General features: G+C 38.9%; 14 protein-coding genes. 7 read left to right on the plus strand and 7 right to left on the minus strand.

Annotation, left to right across the window (positions count from 1 at the left end):
* Nucleotides 1–19: 19 nt before the first annotated feature.
* Nucleotides 20–667 (plus strand): hypothetical protein, encoded by a 648-nt coding sequence (locus PL8927_RS06465; RefSeq protein ID WP_083618764.1) that lies wholly within the window; start codon nt 20–22, stop codon nt 665–667.
* A gap of 80 nt (nt 668–747) precedes the next feature.
* On the opposite strand, the gene PL8927_RS06470 is transcribed toward PL8927_RS06465, so the two are convergent.
* Nucleotides 748–2,004 (minus strand): bifunctional folylpolyglutamate synthase/dihydrofolate synthase, encoded by a 1,257-nt coding sequence (locus tag PL8927_RS06470; RefSeq protein WP_083618766.1) that lies wholly within the window; start codon nt 2,002–2,004, stop codon nt 748–750.
* A gap of 171 nt (nt 2,005–2,175) precedes the next feature.
* Here PL8927_RS06470 and PL8927_RS06475 point away from each other — a divergent pair, with 171 nt between their 5' ends.
* Nucleotides 2,176–4,821, plus strand: coding sequence for a putative bifunctional diguanylate cyclase/phosphodiesterase (locus PL8927_RS06475; protein ID WP_083618767.1), 2,646 nt, complete (start codon nt 2,176–2,178; stop codon nt 4,819–4,821).
* Between the two features lie 163 nt (nt 4,822–4,984).
* Here PL8927_RS06475 and PL8927_RS06480 read toward each other — a convergent pair whose 3' ends face one another.
* Together PL8927_RS06480 and psbA are read right to left on the minus strand one after the other, a co-directional pair.
* The gene (locus PL8927_RS06480; protein ID WP_083618769.1) at nt 4,985–5,236 is read right to left on the minus strand and encodes a hypothetical protein; all 252 of its coding nucleotides are present in this window, start codon (nt 5,234–5,236) and stop codon (nt 4,985–4,987) included.
* Nucleotides 5,237–5,497: 261 nt separating this feature from the next.
* The gene (psbA, locus tag PL8927_RS06485; RefSeq protein WP_083618773.1) at nt 5,498–6,580 is read right to left on the minus strand and encodes a photosystem II q(b) protein; all 1,083 of its coding nucleotides are present in this window, start codon (nt 6,578–6,580) and stop codon (nt 5,498–5,500) included.
* 344 nt (nt 6,581–6,924) lie between these two features.
* Between psbA and PL8927_RS06490 the strand changes: the two genes are divergently transcribed.
* Nucleotides 6,925–8,517, plus strand: coding sequence for an FAD-dependent monooxygenase family protein (locus tag PL8927_RS06490; protein WP_083618775.1), 1,593 nt, complete (start codon nt 6,925–6,927; stop codon nt 8,515–8,517).
* Nucleotides 8,518–8,705: 188 nt separating this feature from the next.
* On the opposite strand, the gene psaK is transcribed toward PL8927_RS06490, so the two are convergent.
* Complete coding sequence (psaK, locus tag PL8927_RS06495; RefSeq protein ID WP_083618777.1) at nt 8,706–8,966, minus strand: photosystem I reaction center subunit PsaK; 261 nt, start codon at nt 8,964–8,966, stop codon at nt 8,706–8,708.
* A gap of 181 nt (nt 8,967–9,147) precedes the next feature.
* Here psaK and PL8927_RS06500 point away from each other — a divergent pair, with 181 nt between their 5' ends.
* A complete protein-coding gene (locus PL8927_RS06500; protein WP_083618779.1) occupies nt 9,148–10,368 on the plus strand; it encodes an NAD(P)/FAD-dependent oxidoreductase in 1,221 nt (406 codons plus the stop codon).
* Between the two features lie 107 nt (nt 10,369–10,475).
* On the opposite strand, the gene PL8927_RS06505 is transcribed toward PL8927_RS06500, so the two are convergent.
* Nucleotides 10,476–11,657, minus strand: a complete 1,182-nt coding sequence (locus PL8927_RS06505; protein WP_083618780.1) for an RNA-guided endonuclease InsQ/TnpB family protein — start codon at nt 11,655–11,657, stop codon at nt 10,476–10,478.
* A 92-nt stretch (nt 11,658–11,749) separates the two neighbouring features.
* Here PL8927_RS06505 and tnpA point away from each other — a divergent pair, with 92 nt between their 5' ends.
* A complete protein-coding gene (gene tnpA, locus PL8927_RS06510; RefSeq protein ID WP_083618782.1) occupies nt 11,750–12,160 on the plus strand; it encodes an IS200/IS605 family transposase in 411 nt (136 codons plus the stop codon).
* Nucleotides 12,161–12,420: 260 nt separating this feature from the next.
* Here tnpA and PL8927_RS06515 read toward each other — a convergent pair whose 3' ends face one another.
* Both PL8927_RS06515 and PL8927_RS06520 read right to left on the minus strand, forming a co-directional pair.
* Complete coding sequence (locus PL8927_RS06515) at nt 12,421–14,442, minus strand: tetratricopeptide repeat protein (protein WP_083618783.1); 2,022 nt, start codon at nt 14,440–14,442, stop codon at nt 12,421–12,423.
* 114 nt (nt 14,443–14,556) lie between these two features.
* Nucleotides 14,557–15,132 (minus strand): Uma2 family endonuclease, encoded by a 576-nt coding sequence (locus PL8927_RS06520; RefSeq protein WP_083618844.1) that lies wholly within the window; start codon nt 15,130–15,132, stop codon nt 14,557–14,559.
* 185 nt (nt 15,133–15,317) lie between these two features.
* Here PL8927_RS06520 and PL8927_RS06525 point away from each other — a divergent pair, with 185 nt between their 5' ends.
* Both PL8927_RS06525 and PL8927_RS06530 read left to right on the plus strand, forming a co-directional pair.
* On the plus strand, nt 15,318–16,043 hold the full coding sequence (locus PL8927_RS06525) for an HAD-IA family hydrolase (protein WP_231505933.1): 726 nt from the start codon (nt 15,318–15,320) through the stop codon (nt 16,041–16,043).
* A gap of 134 nt (nt 16,044–16,177) precedes the next feature.
* Nucleotides 16,178–17,389: a DUF4336 domain-containing protein gene (locus PL8927_RS06530; RefSeq protein WP_083618787.1), complete on the plus strand. Its 1,212-nt coding sequence runs from the start codon at nt 16,178–16,180 to the stop codon at nt 17,387–17,389.
* The last annotated feature ends 46 nt before the right edge of the window (nt 17,390–17,435 follow it).

The raw sequence follows: 17,435 nt of genomic DNA on the forward strand, positions 1-17,435 counted from the left end.
TTAATGAGGAGTGAAATTCATGAATAATTTGGGATTAAGGAGTCAATCTTTTCGGGTTTTGACGTTAGTTGTATTAGCGGTAATGGGAAGTCAATTACCCACTTTAGCTAATATTCAAACGAAACCTCAGACCTCGAATTCGGAAGCACAAATGGCTCAAAGTCGTTCCAGTTTGTGCCGTCGAATTGGTGAACCCCAGGGGTTAGCCGTTCATGCTCGACCAACTCCGACTTCTCCGGTTATCGGTGGAGTGGGTTTTAAAACGGAAGTCACCTTAGCCAATAATTCTACAGGCACTCGCGGCCCCGATGGTCGAAATTGGATTGAAATTACTGCCCCTGTAAAGGGTTATATTTCTAATGGTTTTCCTGATGCAACGGGAAATTTATTAGACTGTGGTGATCAAGCTGAAAATCCTAAACCAACACCCGCGAGTCTTTGTCGTCAAGTTGATTTATATGCTGCACCCAGAGGGGTTGTGGTGCGAGAAAAACCCTCTCGATTCTCTGAACGGGTTGGGGGTGTTGTCTCAGGAGGGCGAGTAAGATTGGTGGAGAATTATAAGCTAATTCCTGATACTAATGGCGAAAAACGAGATTGGGTAGAAATTAGTGAACCTCTGGAAGGATTTATCTCGGCTAATACGTTAATTATGTGCCGCAAATAGTTAGTAGAGACGTGCTAGGGCGCGTCTCTTTATATTATTTAACCACAAAGGCACAAAGACACAAAGAAGTTAGAAAAAATTCAATTGTTCTCAAGAAGTTGAAAAAAATAACCTAATAAATATAATGACCCACAGAGAACAGGTAAGGTATTTTTCTCTCCTGTAACAGCTTCTAAGGCGGGGATTAATGATAGATAAACTTGACAATGGTTTAAATTAGGACACAACGTTTTTGCCAGGGTAGCTAACTGTTCTGGATCGGCATAAGGATGATCGGGAATGGGGACTAAATATAATCGATCACCGGGTCTTAATACAGCTTTTAAAATATTAGTATGATCTTTAGTTGATAACATTCCCATCACCCAACTTACCCTATTTTCCGATAAACTATCGACATATTGACGTAAGGCAACGGCGGCTGCTGGATTATGGGCGCCATCAATTAATAAGCGCTGATTTTGCCAGGTTATCCATTGTAATCGTCCGGGCCATTGAGCCTTTTCCATCCCTCTAGCGATCGCCTCCTGTGAAATTTTCCAATCCTGTTGACGGAGAATTTGTAATGTTGCGATCGCGATCGCAGAATTGATTAATTGTATTTCGCCCAATAGCGGTAAAGGATATTCTAAACCTTGATACTTAGCCACTTGTTGGAGACTGTTTTGATTTTTTGTCCAAATCGCAGGTTTAACCCAAGTCACCGGACAGTTAAATTCCGTCGCCTGTTGTTGAACAATTTTTTCTGCATCAGGTGGTAAAATACCCACCACAACCGGACATCTAGGTTTAAGAATTCCGGCTTTTTCAAAGGCGATTTCTGCAAGGGTTGAACCCAAATATTCTTGATGATCTAAACTAATGGAAGTGATCACACTCACTAAAGGATAATCACAAACATTTGTGGCATCTAAACGTCCTCCTAATCCCACTTCAATCACAGCAATATCTACTTTTTTTTGGGCAAAATATAACCAAGCTGCAATCGTTACCACTTCAAACAGAGTTGGGGGAAGTTCATCGGGTGAAATTGCGTTTTCGACTTGTTGTAAAACTTGTAAAAAATCGATTTTTGAAATCGGGTGTTCATTAATACATAAGCGTTCCGTCCAATCTATTAAGTGAGGAGAAATGTAGCGTCCAACACGATAACCCGCCTGTGTCAAAATAGAAGACAAGTAAGCACAGACTGAGCCCTTGCCATTTGTGCCTGCAATATGGATGATAGGAACATCCAGGTGAGGATTTCCTAAGCGTTCGAGGAGTTGTTGGATGCGTTGTAAACCTAAATGAATGCCAAACTGTTGATATCGTTGTAAAAATTTATCCATATTCACCCTATTGAATCACAACTTTTACTTTTGTCGAAGGATACTGTTTAACACGCTATTATTATTAAACACTATGCAACGATGTTTTATCCTCTTAAAAATCTAGTTAGGAAAACAGGAGTTGTTTACAGATAAAATGGGTAGTCTAACCGGGAGATTAAAGTGGAATTGAGGTTTATGCGATATCGTATCCGTAAAATTTTATATCAAGCTCCGTTCTGGACGGGTGGATTAATGGGACTGTTGATTGTGGGTACAATCGAAGTTTTAAAACATTGGGGTTTCCGGGTTCCTGTTCCCTTTTTATTCTTGGGTTTAACGGTGATGTTATGTGCTAATTTAGGGGGATTAAACAACGGATTAACCTGTGCTGGTGTTATTTCTATTTATATTATTTATGCAGCTTGGGCGCAACAGTTTCCTACTATTTTAATTCTGGAACCCATTCAGCTTAGTTTCGTGATTTTATTGATTTTTATCACGGCTATTTTATTGGGAAGGACAACAGATAAAAATAATCGCTTAATTTTGACTTTAAAAACAACTCAAAGTGAGTTAAGACAACGATTATTAGAACTAGCAGAAATCAACGCTTTATTAGATCAAGAAAATCAAGAACGTCAACAAGCGGAGACTGCTTTACAAAGTTTAATCTTAGAGACTGCATCCGTAACCGGAGTCGAATTTTTTCCCGCCTTAGCTCGACAGTTATCTCTGGCTTTAGGAGTTCGCTATGTGATTGTCACAGAAGTTATTCCAGAATTACCGGGACGAGTCCGAACTTTAGCTTTTTGGGGAGGCGATCGCTTTTTAGAAAATGCCGAATATGATCTTGATCAAACCCTGTGTACACAGGTTTATCAAACTCGATCCTTGACGTTTTATCCTGACCGAGTTCAAGAAATATTTCCCCATATTTTATCTTTAGCAGAATTGAATGTTGTTGCCTATATCGGATTACCTCTGTTTGGACGTTCTGACAAAATTATCGGTCATTTATGTTTACTCCATGATCAACCGATCAAAAATGAAGCCCGAACTCAATCTATGATTCATATTTTTGCCGGACGGGTGGCGGCAGAATTAGAACGAAAACAAGCAGAAGAAGCTCAAAAACAAGCAGAAGCTAAATATAGAAGTATTTTTGAAAATGCAATTGAAGGTATTTTTCAAACTACACCCGATGGTTATTATCTCAGTGCTAATCCAGCCTTAGCAAGAATCTATGGTTATGATTCTCCCGAAGAATTAATCCAACAGCTTACGAACATCTCAGAACAATTATATGTTGATCCGAAACAACGGGAAGAATTTTGCAAAATCATGACAGAACAAGGTCAAATTTCGGGATTTCAATATCAAGTTTATCACAAAGATGGGGAGGTAATTTGGATTTCTGAAAATAGTCATTCTGTCTATGATAATCACGGCAATATTTTATATTATGAAGGAACGATAGAAGATATTACCCAACGGAAACAAGCCGAAGAAAAGTTACTTTATAATGCCTTTTATGATGAACTCACGACCTTACCTAATCGATCTTTATTTATTGATCGGTTACAACAATCTTTAGCCCATGCTCAACGCCGTTCTGATGCTTTATTTGCTGTTTTATATATTGATTTAGATCGGTTTAAAGTGATCAATGATAGTTTAGGGCACGCCGTTGGTAATCAACTCTTAGTCGAGTTAGGTCAACGACTGATGAATACAGTCCGAGACGGGGATACGGTCGCCCGTTTAAATGGAGATGAATTTGCGGTTTTAGTTGAAGATATTCAAGATGTTCAAGACGCTACTCAAATTGCTGAACGCATTTCAATGATATTAGCCCAACCCTTTCAACTGGAACAACAGGAAGTTTTTACCAGTGCTAGTATTGGGATTACGTTTAATTTTCAAAGTACCGGACGCCTCTATGAATCTGCTGAAGAATTACTGCGAGATGCCGATACAGCGATGCGTCATGCCAAATATTTAGGACAGGGATCTCCTCAACTTTTTGATCAACGAATGCAGAAAAATTTCCGCAGTCGATTGCAATTAGAAACGGATTTAAGACGGGCAATTGAACGGAAAGAATTATTATTAAATTATCAATTAATTGTTTCATTAGTAACGGGAGAAATTGCCGGATTTGAAGCATTAGCCCGTTGGAATCATCCGCAACGGGGTTTAGTTTCTCCCGTACAATTTATTCCTTTAGCTGAAGAAACGGGGTTAATTGTTCCTATTGGAGAATGGGTTTTAAAAACTGCCTGTGAACAAATGCGTCAGTGGCAACTTGAGCATTTAATTAATAATACTGTAACCATGAGTGTGAATGTCGCTGGCCGACAATTTTCTCAACTCAAACTCGTTAATATGATTCAAGAAGTTTTAGAGGAAACAGGTTTAGAGGCTAAAAATTTGCGATTAGAAATTACTGAAGGGGTGATTATGGAGCATTTTGAATCAGCAACTACTCAGTTACAAGAATTGCGAGATTTAGGGATTCAATTATCGATTGATGATTTTGGTACAGGATATTCTTCCTTAAGTCGGTTACAACAATTTCCCATTGATATTTTAAAAATTGATCGCTCTTTTGTTAGTCCATTAGGAAGTAAAGTTGAAAATCGAGAAATTGTAGAAACAATTATTAATTTAGCGGTGAATTTGAAAATGAGTGTGGTTGCTGAAGGGGTGGAAACCTTGGAACAAATCTTAGAATTAAAGCAATTAGGCTGTCATTATGGACAGGGATATTTCTTTTCTCGTCCTTTAGATACTGAGGGAATTAGACAGTTAATTCTTAATCATCAATTTAAGTATTTATAGTCTTTTTGGTGAAAATGCGATCGCTATTAGTTGTGTTAAAAAACGAAACTCAACAAAATGATTAAATTTAGATTTCAGCCACTGCCCAACTATGATATTGATCTTGGCGTTTTAGATAAGATACTAATGGCCCTGTATCCAATAAGATCTTATTTCTCATTTTTTACCAATTCCCCTGTAAATACTTTTTATTGGTAGAAAGGTCAGAATGGCCACCTTCTAAACAACCTGCAAACTCTTGAGCAGCTTCATAGGCTGAAATCGGTTGTTGTTCTTCTTCTGGATGTTGAATTTCTTGTTTTTGGGCTTTAAAATGCAAAAATTCAATAAAACTAATCACTTCCTCCTGTTGTTGAAGTGATAAGGTTTTAATCATCTCGATAATGGCTTCTGCTTGAGTGATTGTTTGAGTCATAATATAAATTAGAATACTTATGAATAGAACTTAGCCTAACTATCTAATTTATTATAACCCAAGTTTAAATATGTGGATTTTTCCCTTGATAATTAAGGGCTTTACTATTTTTCTATTTAAGTATTTATAGCAGGGAACAGGTAATAGGCAATAGGCAATAGGCAATAGGCAATAGGCAATAGGCAATAGGCAATAGGCAATAATGAAAACACAAAAAAACGCCCTCCTTTTGGAGAGCGTTTTAATCATTTAAGTCAAGAACTAAGCGTTAACTTTAGGAGCAACTAAAGCTACAGGAATAGATTCACCCGAAGCTAAATCTAACGGGAAGTTGTGGACGTTGCGTTCGTGCATTGCCTCAATCCCTAAGTTGGCGCGATTGATCATATCAGCCCAGGTATTAATCACTCGACCCTCTGCATCCAGTAAGGATTGGTTGAAGTTAAAACCGTTCAGGTTGAAAGCGAAGCAAGCCACCGCTAGGGATGCACACCAGATGCCGACCACGGGCCAAGCACCTAAGAGGAAGTGCAAGCTACGGCTATTGTTGAAGCTGGCGTATTGGAAGATTAAACGTCCAAAGTAACCATGAGCCGCAACGATATTGTAGGTTTCTCCTTCTTGACCGAATTTGTAACCGCAGTTTAAAGATTCGTTTTCGGTCGTTTCACGAACTAAAGAAGAAGTCACTAACGAGCCGTGCATCGCAGAGAACAAAGCGCCACCAAAAATACCGACCACACCCAACATATGTAGGGGGTGCATTAAAACGTTATGTTCGGCTTGCAGGACGATCATAAAGTTGAAAGTGCCGGAAATTCCCAGGGGTAAACCGTCCGAGAAAGAACCTTGACCGATGGAATAAACCAGCAACACCGCAGTAGCAGCCGCCACAGGAGCACTGTAGGCAACAGCAATCCAAGGTCTCATCCCTAAACGGTAGGAGAGTTCCCATTCCCGACCCATGTAGCAGAAGATACCGATCAGGAAATGGAAGACGATCAGTTGGTAAGGGCCACCGTTATAAAGCCATTCATTCAAGTTAGCGGCTTCCCAAATAGGATAGAAGTGCAGACCAATCGCATTGGAACTAGGCACAACCGCCGCCGTGATGATGTTATTCCCGTATAGCAGTGAACCGGAAACAGGTTCGCGGATACCGTCGATATCAACCGGAGGTGCGGCAATGATCGCGAGAATGAAACAGATGGTGGCAGTTAGTAGGGTTGGAATCATCAGAACGCCAAACCAGCCTACATATAAGCGGTTTTCGGTACTGGTGATCCAGTTACACAACCGTTCCCAGAAGTTTCCTTGTGACTGACGTTGAATCGTAGTTGTCATCGGAGTTATGTATTGCGTATGTATTTGTCGAGGTTCGATATATGGTTGCTTGGTTTTACAACCATATAGTTATATTACTTTGCTCTTTAGAGTTTGTCTAGGGGTTTTAGATAATATATTGTTTATTATTTGTATAAATAAATAACATAAGCTAATATATGTGGCACGAGAAGCAGAGGACGGAAGAATTCTGATTCCACAATGATTAAATTCAGATTTCAACAGCCCTGATTAAATTAATCATTTCATGCTGATTTTGGGGATAAATTCTAAAATCACTTTTTCTCTTTCCAAATTCAGCTATGTTTGAGATAGTATTGTTCCCTATTCCAGTTTTTACTGTTATGTCTATAACTGAAAAAAATTTATCTCAAATCCCTGGAAACCCTTTCAACAGTCTGCGAAAAGCGGATGAACTGTGGACGGGGTTAAAAAATAATAGTCTTCCCCTTCCCAATACCGTTAAACAAGACTTTCAACAGTTGGAAACGGTGGATTATGATGTTCTTATTTGTGGGGGAACTCTAGGCATTTTAATCGGTACAACCTTAGCGATGAAAGGGTGGCGAGTAGCAGTATTAGAACGCGGTAAACTGCGAGGACGGGAACAAGAATGGAATATTTCTCGGAAGGAATTAGAGATTTTTATTGACTTAAATTTACTCTCTGAAGTAGAATTAAAAACAGCGATCGCAACGGAATATAACCCCGCCCGTTTGAGCATTCAGAATGCTGATGATATTTGGGTTAAAGATGTTCTTAATATTGGGGTTGATCCCGTTTATTTATTAGAAACCCTCAAAAATCGGTTTTTAGAAGCTGGAGGAATTTTATTAGAAAATACCGCTTATAAATCGGCTATTATTCATCCTGATGGCGTGGCGGTAAATGTAACCGAAATTCATTCCCCTCGCCTTACAGGAGAGGGGTTAGGGGAGAGGTCAAACATCTTAAGAACCCGTTTATTAATGGATGCAATGGGTCATTTTTCTCCCATAGTTCGACAAGCCAGACAAGGACAAAAACCCGATGCAGTGTGTTTAGTAGTGGGAACCTGTGCAACGGGTTATCCTAATAATAAAACTGGCGATATTTTTGCCTCCTTCACTCCTTTAGAAAATCAATGTCAATATTTCTGGGAAGCCTTTCCCGCCAGAGACGGGAGAACAACTTATTTATTTACCTATTTAGATGCTGACCCGCAACGATTTAGTTTAGAATGTTTGTTTGAAGATTATTTTAAACTGTTACCCCAATATCAACAGATTCAACTGAATCAATTAACCTTTAAACGGGCGTTATTTGGGTTTTTTCCTTGTTATAAAAATAGCCCGTTAAAAATGCCTTGGAATCGTGTTTTTGCCATTGGAGATAGTAGCGGAAATCAATCTCCGTTAAGTTTTGGCGGATTTGGGGCGATGGTGCGTCATTTACAACGGTTAACGAATGGTATTGATCAAGCGTTAACAACGGATCAATTAAGTCAAAATGCTTTATCTTTATTACAACCCTATCAACCGAGTTTATCGGTAACTTGGTTATTTCAACGGTCGATGAGTGTGGGGGTTGAACAAACCATTAACCCGGAACAAATTAATCAGTTATTAGCAACGGTATTCCAAGAAATGGAACAATTGGGAGAACCGATTTTAAAGCCTTTCTTGCAAGATGTGGTGAGGTTTTCCGCCTTAACTCAAACCTTATCCAAAACGGCGATTAATCATCCCGGTTTAATTTTTAAAATTATTCCCCAAGTGGGATTAATTAGTTTAATTGATTGGACAATTCACTACTGGAATTTAGGGATTTATACAGGTTTATATCCGTTTGCAAAAACCCTAAAACCTGCGTTCCAAAAATTACCACCTTCTTCTCAATACTATTATGATCGTTGGTTAGAAGCTTGGCAATATGGGTCAGGACAGGATTATGATTAAACACACCAAACCAATTATTGTAGGGTGCGTAAGCGATCAGCGCACGCACCATCAATATTGTTATTTAATCAAACCAACATTGTTATAGTGCTACGCGCAAGGGAACAGGGAACAGGGAACAGGGAACAGTTATTTAATCAAGTTTAAGGTGCGTGCGCTTTGCTTACGCACCCTACATTTAAAAGGGGTTAAATGACTCCCAAACTGGATAATCCTAAAATCACACCCGCCCCTAAAATATGACCAAAACTTGTGGTTGCTAAAACCGCAGGTAAGCCAAACCCACCGAACATATTCGATGAGGGTAATTGAGGGCCAGCATTAGGCTGTTGGATGGAGAATTTACCAATGGCGATCGCTACAATATTGCACAAAATCATTACAATGGCGATAGTGGGACTCCAGGCGTGAGTAACGGGAGTGTTAGTAGCGGCGGCTAAAAGCATCATGGAAATATCTCCTAAAGTTTTTTAAACTGTAGCCAATGGAAATTAATCGTTATAGCTAAGATGTTGTACCAAACAACGGGAATTCATTTTCATCCTTGTAGCAATACTTAACATTTTCTGATTAAAATTGCTATCCTAGTTTAAAGAAACGGCCCGACTCCGAGAAACCATAGATTTTAATATGACTGAACAGCAAACCCGCATCTGTATCCTTGGTGGAGGCTTTGGTGGACTCTACACCGCCTTACGTTTGAGTCAACTTCCTTGGGAAAAATCGCAACAACCGGAAATTGTTCTGGTGGATCAGAATGACCATTTTTTATTTTTACCTCTGTTGTATGAACTGCTAACGGATGAATTGCAAGCTTGGGAAATTTCTCCAGCTTTTGAAGATCTGTTAAAAGATACAAATGTGCGGTTTTGTCAAGGTGTTGTCAGTGAAATTGATATTGAAACTAGACAGGTTAAACTGCAAAATAATCCGCCCATCTCTTATGATTATTTAGTTTTGGCTATGGGGGGAGAAACGCCTTTAGATCAAGTTTCTGGAGCCAAAGACTATGCAATTCCCTTCCGAACTATTGCGGATGCTTATCGTTTAGAAGAACAGTTGCGACGGTTAGAAACCTCGGATCAAGATAAAATTCGGGTAGCAATTGTTGGAGGGGGTTATAGTGGCGTAGAATTAGCTTGTAAATTAGCTGATCGCTTAGGAACAAAAGCCCGGATTAGAATTATTGAACAAGCGGAGGAAATCTTAAAAACCTCTCCCGAATTTAATCGAGAAGCGGCTCAAAATGCCTTGTCTGATCACCAAGTTTGGATTGATTTAGAAACCACTGTAGCAGCAATTGAAGAGAATAATATTTCTCTGGAATATCGAGGTCAAATTGATCAGATTCCGGTTGATATTGTATTGTGGACGGTAGGAACAAAAGTTTCTCCTGTGGTGCGATCGCTTCCTCTCAAACAAAATCAACGGGGTCAAATTGTCACCACATCAACCTTACAAGTGATTGATCATCCTGAAATTTTTGCATTAGGTGATTTAGCAGATTGTAAAGATGCAGAAGGTCAAACCATTCCAACAACAGCCCAAGCCGCTTTTCAACAAGCAGATTATACCGGGTGGAATCTGTGGGCATTATTAACAAAAAGACCGTTATTACCCTTCCGATATATTAATTTAGGGGAAATGATGACATTAGGAATTGATAACGCCACCTTAACAGGTTTAGGGATTAAATTAGACGGTCAATTTGCCCATTTAGCCCGACGGTTAATGTATTTATATCGTTTCCCAACCTTAGATCATCAAATTCGAGTTGCGGTTAATTGGATCACGCGACCGTTACAGGATTTATTAATTTCAATGGATCAAAAAATGGGAGATAGAGAATAACTCATATTCCGTTGTTGCGCTTGAGCGCATCTTAAATTTAATATTCTACACCAACAAACCGGGTTTATTTGACACTCCCTGCGCTGAAGCGGCAGGGATTCTACATTCTACGTCAGAATTTGCTCTAACAGGTTTTCACCAATTAGAGTAGAGACTCCAACTCCTGTAGCGTTAATTCGGGAATGCCCTTCCCTATTTTTAGCTGAATTCAAAATATTTTTAGCAGCGTTTATATCTCTATGAAGTTCGCACCCGCAACGACAAATATGGGTGCGAGTTGATAGAGATTTTTTAACGATTACCCCACAATTACTGCATTTTTGCGAAGTGTAATGGGGTGGAACAGCAATCGCTAATTTATCAAATTTAGCCGCAAAATATTCTATCCATTGTCGAAACAAATACCATCCTGCATCACTAATTGACTTAGCTAAACAGTGGTTTTTAACCAGATTTCTAACACTTAAATCTTCGTAGACGACTACATCGTTTGATGTGCATACGTTACGCGCAATTCTCTTGGCGTGTTCATTCCGTTGTCTACTTACTTTTAAGTGTTTTTTGGCGTAAATTTTTCTGGCTTTCCGTCTTCCCGATGAACCTTTAACCTTTTTGTAAATTTCTCTCTGAGATTTTTTAATAGAGTTTTCTGCTTTCTGGTGAAACTTAGGATTGGGTTCTTGATACCCGTTAGAATCTGTATAGAAAGATTCTATGCCAACATCAAGTCCAATTTCCTTTCCAGTTTTCGGTTGAACATCGGTGACGGCAATATTAAGACAGAACTGGCAGTAATATCCATCAGCACGACGGAGAAGTCTAACTCGTTTAATAGACTTAACTGGGTATTGATGGATATCCCATTTTCCCAGAAGTTTAAGCTCACTAATCCCTTTTTTGTCAGTTATCGTGATTCGTCTTTTAGTTGGATTAAGCACCCAACCCGACGTTTTATATTCAACAGAACGGCAATCTTTCTGGAAACGAGGATATCCTTTCTTTCCAGTTTTTTTGGATTTACAATTTTCGTAAAAACGAGAAATTGCCAACCATGCTCGTTCCGCAGCAGCTTGTACTGCCATTGAGTTTAGGTCTTTGACAAAAGTGAACTCCGAACGAAGTTCTGTAGAATACTTATTTAAAGCAAATCGATCAATTTTGGTATCTTTAGGTGCGTCCATCCAGTAACGAATTGACTTGTTTCTGATGAACTGTACCGTTTTAATCGCTTCATCAATCGCTCTGCACTGATGGGGCTTTGCTTTAACTTTGTATTCGAGAACTATCATTGATTCGACCTCTCAATGGGTTGTTTGCTTGCTACTATCAACCTTAACACAGTAAACTGATTTTGTCGATTAAAACAAGGAAACAACCAAAAATGAAGCTAAAGGCTATAGATTACAAGCATTACAACCATTCAGTCGGATTGGCTTGTGTTCATATCGTCTGGATTCCAAAAAGAAGAAAGCGTGTGCTAATTGGAGATGTAGCAACACGCTGTCGGGAGATATTTTATGAATTGGCAATTGAGAAAGAATGGGAAATTAAAGCATTAGAAATAGCTCCTGATCATATTCACTTGTTTATCTGCCATCAACCTGATTACGCCATTAGTCAGATTGTGCAAGCTTTTAAAGGGAGATCATCACGTTATTTAAGAAGAGAATTTCCTCATTTGTTAAAACTTCCTAGTCTATGGACTCGCTCATATTTTCATACTACTGCTGGTAGTGTTAGCTCTAAAGTTATTATGGAATATATTAACGATCCTCATCACAATACGCATTAACACACAGGCGCTTAAAAGCGCTGCTTGCCTTCATCCATGAGCTAAAGCTGCATGGTTTTCGGCTGCGTCAATAATAAACCCGGCTTACCCCTAATTAACTTTGAGTGACAACTTCTTTTTCCTGAGCTAAAAACTTCTCTAATTCTGTTAACGCATTAGAATTAATTGCCCTTGTTTGGTGAATCTGAAGCTTGGATAAATACGGTTGAGTATTTACCCTTTTAAAAATGGGTTTGGTGCGTGCGCGTTGCTTACTTATCCTACTTATAGTTTCTAATATTATCCATTGCGCTTTTATACCCATCCTCATTACCTTGTTGTCGAAACAGTTGCGCCGATTTTTCCCAGTCTCCCCTCGCTTTTCGTTTATCTCCAACCATATAGAAAGCATTACCCCGACCTGTGTAAGCATAAGCATTATTAGGATCAATTTTAACAGCCTTATCGTAATCAGATATCGCCCCTTGATAGTCTTTTAAATTATAGCGAGCACTACCCCGATGAATATAAGCAAGAGCATTATTAGGATCAATTTTAAGAGCCTTATTGTAATCAGATATCGCCCCTTGATAGTCTTTTAAATGAACGCGAACAATACCCCGATTGACGTAATAATTGGCATTAGTAGGATCAAGTTTAAGAGCCTTATCGTAATCAGATATCGCCCCTTGATAGTCTTTTAAATCAGAGCGAATACCAGCCCGACCTGTGTAAGCATAAGCATTATTAGGATCAATTTTAAGAGCCTTATCGTAATCAGATATCGCCCCTTGATAGTCTTTTAAATAATTGCGAATACGAGCCCGATTGATGTAATAATGAGCATTATTAGGATCAATTTTAAGAGCTTTATCGTGATCAGATATCGCACCTTGATAGTCTTTTAAATCATACCGAACAACACCCCGACTGACGTAAGCAAGAGCATTATTAGGATCAATTTTAAGAGCTTTATCGTAATCAGATATCGCCCCTTGATAATCTTTTAAATTATAGCGAATAAGACCCCGACTGACGTAAGCATAAGCATTATTAGGATCAATTTTAAGAGCCTTATTGTAATCAGATATCGCCCCTTGATAGTCTTTTAAATTACTGCGAACAAGACCCCGACCGTAGTAAGCATTAGCATAATTAGGATCAATTTTAAGAGCTTTATCGTAATCGGATATCGCCCCTTGATAGTCTTTTAAATCATACCGAACAGCAGCCCGATTGACGTAAGCAATAGCATAATTAGGAGCAATTTTAAGAGCTTTATCGTAATCAGATATCGCCCCTTGATAGTCTTTTAAATTATCGCGAACAAGACCCCGATAAACATAAGCATTTGCGTTATCAGAATTAACGTTGATAACCTTAGTAAAATCATCAAGAGCAGCGCGATAATTGCCTTGACTAAAATTAGCAGCACCTCTAGCATAGTAATCATCAGCCGTGCTAGGATTATTCAGGTTAGCAACTCGGCTCTTAGCCGTATTATTAACCGTAACCGTTGTATTTCCTTGACGGATTTGGGGTTTGAGGGCGATAAAAGTATTAATCGGAATTGCAGAATTAATCCCCGTTTTGACGTAAATAAATTGTCCCGTAGGTTGACCATTACTATCATAAACCGGACTCGGTTCTGGATTCCCCCGTCCATGAATTCCAATCACTCGCCCTTCACTATCAAATACAGGGCCACCACTCATCCCAGACCATGTTAAGGCGCTATAATTGATGGTGTAGCCGCCGGGTTTGCGTTGGGGTATACTGGTAATTGCCCCTTGGGTAAATTGGGGTTCTCGTTCGACTCCTGAACGTCCACCTAACCCCGGAAATCCATAAACCCAGATAAATGTTCCCTCGATAAGTTGATTAGAGTCGCCTAAAATAGCGGCGGAATAGTTATCAGAAGTGGTAAAGGTTAGAATTGCTAAATCCGGGCTACTCTCGTTAGTTTGGAAGGGTTGGACAAAGTTAGCGGTATAGGTTTTGCGTTGAGAGGTGGTAATATTATAAGATCGGTTAGTATTGCAATTGTTAACAAAAGTTTCGCGCCCACAAACGACATGATGATTGGTTAAAACCGTGTAGGTATTGCCATCTTTCGCAATAATTACCCCAGTTCCGCCACCGCTATCACTATTAATTTGGACGGTAACGGGAACAGCAATTTGGTAAACTTCCTCACCCGTTTTAGCATGAACCGCCACGCTTTGACTAATAACAATAGCCGCAACGGTAGCGCTTCCGGTTAATAGATGGGCGAGTGAATCAAAACCCCTGGTCAGTGCCATAATTATTAATCCGTGATGGTCGAATCCTTTATTAAGGATTATTCTAACTCAACCGTTCCAGAATTGCATCAGTATTTTCACTGAATATGAGTGTTATTAATATTTCGCCTAACCCTACGGGTGATTGAAATCTAAAACATCTTCATAAATTTCTGATACCTGACAAGTGAAATTAATACTTTCTAATTGTATTTGCTCATTTTGTTGATAGGTAAACAATACCCAACGCCCCTCTTGATTTTGTCTAAAACATTCTATATTAATTTTATTTTGACTAATTAATACATATTCTTGTAAGGTTTCAATCTGTCGATAGTCGGCAAATTTATCCCCCCGATTAAATGCTTCCGTTGACGGAGATAATACCTCAATAATTAAACTGGGATATTGTTTAAAATAACCATTATTTCGATCGCGGGAGTCGCAAGTTACCATAACATCAGGATAATAATAACTATCGGCAGTTTTAATATGAACTTTCATATTTCCCGTATAAACACGACATCCTTGACCGCGTAAGTGATTTTTAAATAAAGCAATCAAATTCCCAGAAATCGTATCATGAGCATCACTTCCCCCCACCATTGCATAGACTTCTCCCCGAATATATTCATGGCGAATCGGGCTAATTTTTTCGCCTTCGAGATAATCTTCATGGGAAATTTTATAATCAGAAGGATTAACAATCATAATTAAAATACCACCAAACCGAATTCCATTATAACTCAATCTAAATAGTTTCGGGAGCTTCCAAGGGTGAAATTTCAAATCGTTGAATGTTTTCCATCAGAATTTTTGATAATACGCGATCGCTATTCCATGATTAAATAATAAATATAGCAATCCTAGCAGTAGAGCTTATAGCAATCCTAAATATGACTAATTCGCAGAATTCTACAATGGAAAAACCCCGTGTTATTTTTTTAGATGCTGTTGGTACGTTATTTGGAGTCCGCCATAGTGTAGGGGAAGCTTACCGAATTATTGCTGATCAATTTGGGGTAAAAGCCGAAGCCAAAATTTTAGATCAAGTCTTTTTTCAATGTTTTTTAGCTTCTCCGAGTATGGCATTTCCAGGAGCCGATCCGGGTGAAATTCCACAATTAGAATTTGAGTGGTGGAAAGCGATCGCTGAACAAACCTTTAAAATTGTTGGACTCTATGATAATTTTACAGACTTTTCCGCTTTTTTTCAAGCCTTATACAGTTATTTTGAAACCGAAAAACCTTGGTTTGTTTATCCTGATGTTCCACCGCAATTAAAATATTGGCAAGAACAAGGAATAGAATTAGGGGTATTATCCAACTTTGATTCTCGATTATATCCGGTTTTAGAAGCCTTAAATTTAGCTGATTTTTTCCAAACTGTGACAATTTCCACAGAAGTAGGAGCCGCAAAACCCAGTTCTGAAATCTTTAAAATTGCTTTAAATAAACATCAATGTTCACCGGAAGAAGCTTGGCATATTGGTGATAGTTTAAAAGCCGATTATCAAGGGTCAAAAGCTCTAGGAATACGCGGAATTTTAGTGCATCGAGAGCAAGCCCCCAAAGGGATTTTAGATGAATATGAAAGTTTAGAACAAATTCAGATATCCTAAATAAATGATTTGTTCAAAATATAGAACCCCTCCCAACCCTCCCCTTAGTAAGGGGAGGGCTAGGGTGGGGTCAAGAGGACTAAAAATTATACAATTGATTTAGGATTGCTACAAAAAACAGGAGTTAGGAAACAGTGGAATATCATCGGAAAACCCAAGAAGAACCTGTTCAAAATCTTTCGTTTCGGGAGTGTTCATGGCCCTTTTGGCCCGTTGTCCCCATTTATCCCTACGGTCAACGGCGAACCCTCCGCACAGAAGTTGTTCCCAATACTATTTGGACATTTGAGCAAGTACAGGGAATTCTGTATGTTGTGGTTCCCATTCGGATGACGGTGGTGAAACTTGACCAGGGGGGTTTGTTGGTTTATGCTCCCGTTGCTCCTACCGCAGAATGCCTTCGTTTAATGAGAGAATTAATTGCTGAATATGGGGATATAAAATATATTATTCTGCCAACTATTTCAGGAATTGAACATAAGGTTTTTGTTGGCCCCTTTGCTCGAAAATTTCCCCAAGCTCAAGTTTTTGTAGCCCCCGGACAGTGGAGTTTTCCGATTAATTTACCTCTAAGTTGGTTAGGTTTACCGTTAAAACGGACTTATATTCTGCCCCAGAATAGTCAAAAAACGCCCTTTGCTGATGAATTTGACTATCGAATTTTAGGGCCGTTAGCGTTAGGAGTTGGACGGTTTGCAGAAGTGGCTTTTTTCCATCGGCGATCGCAAACGCTATTAGTAACCGATACTATTGTTTCTATTCCTGACACTCCTCCAACTATTGTACAACTCGATCCCTATCCGTTACTATTTCATGCGAAAGATGATACTTTTCATAAAGTAGAAAATAATGAAACCACCCGTCGCCGAGGATGGCACAGAATCTCGTTATTTTCCTTTTATTTTCGTCCCAGTGTATTAGATACCGTAGAATTGCGTGATGCGTTTCGAGAATCTTGGCAAGCACCCGACCGTTCTAAAAAAGCTTATTTTGGGATTTATCCGTTTAAATGGAAACCGAATTGGCAACAATCTTTTGAGGCGTTAAGGGGAAATGGACGGTTATTTGTCGCCCCCATTTTACAAACTTTAATTTTAAATCGCGCTCCCGAAGAAACATTAATTTGGGCAAATCAAGTATCTGAATGGGATTTTAACCGGATTATTCCTTGTCATTTTGATTCCCCAATTAGGGCAACACCGAACCAATTTCGGCAGGCGTTTAATTTTTTAGAAAAAAATAGTAATAATAATTTATTGCCTCAAGAAGACTTTGAGTTATTATTAGAAATTGATGATATTTTAAATAAATTCAAGATTACACCCCCATCTAAACCTAAAATTTAAAGCGATCGCATCTTAAATTTTAAAGGATGCGATCGCTCAACTTCAA

It is taken from the genome of Planktothrix serta PCC 8927, from assembly GCF_900010725.2.
Classification (GTDB): Bacteria; Cyanobacteriota; Cyanobacteriia; order Cyanobacteriales; family Microcoleaceae; genus Planktothrix; species Planktothrix serta.

Coding starts and splice junctions, on each gene's coding strand:
- PL8927_RS06465 (WP_083618764.1), top strand. CDS start 20: ATGAATAATTTGGGATTAAGGAGTCAATCTTTTCGGGTTTTGACGTTA.
- PL8927_RS06505 (WP_083618780.1), bottom strand. CDS start 11,657: ATGATAGTTCTCGAATACAAAGTTAAAGCAAAGCCCCATCAGTGCAGA.
- PL8927_RS06525 (WP_231505933.1), top strand. CDS start 15,318: ATGACTAATTCGCAGAATTCTACAATGGAAAAACCCCGTGTTATTTTT.
- PL8927_RS06500 (WP_083618779.1), top strand. CDS start 9,148: ATGACTGAACAGCAAACCCGCATCTGTATCCTTGGTGGAGGCTTTGGT.
- PL8927_RS06480 (WP_083618769.1), bottom strand. CDS start 5,236: ATGACTCAAACAATCACTCAAGCAGAAGCCATTATCGAGATGATTAAA.
- PL8927_RS06475 (WP_083618767.1), top strand. CDS start 2,176: ATGCGATATCGTATCCGTAAAATTTTATATCAAGCTCCGTTCTGGACG.
- psaK (WP_083618777.1), bottom strand. CDS start 8,966: ATGATGCTTTTAGCCGCCGCTACTAACACTCCCGTTACTCACGCCTGG.
- PL8927_RS06515 (WP_083618783.1), bottom strand. CDS start 14,442: ATGGCACTGACCAGGGGTTTTGATTCACTCGCCCATCTATTAACCGGA.
- tnpA (WP_083618782.1), top strand. CDS start 11,750: ATGAAGCTAAAGGCTATAGATTACAAGCATTACAACCATTCAGTCGGA.
- PL8927_RS06520 (WP_083618844.1), bottom strand. CDS start 15,132: ATGATTGTTAATCCTTCTGATTATAAAATTTCCCATGAAGATTATCTC.
- PL8927_RS06490 (WP_083618775.1), top strand. CDS start 6,925: ATGTCTATAACTGAAAAAAATTTATCTCAAATCCCTGGAAACCCTTTC.
- psbA (WP_083618773.1), bottom strand. CDS start 6,580: ATGACAACTACGATTCAACGTCAGTCACAAGGAAACTTCTGGGAACGG.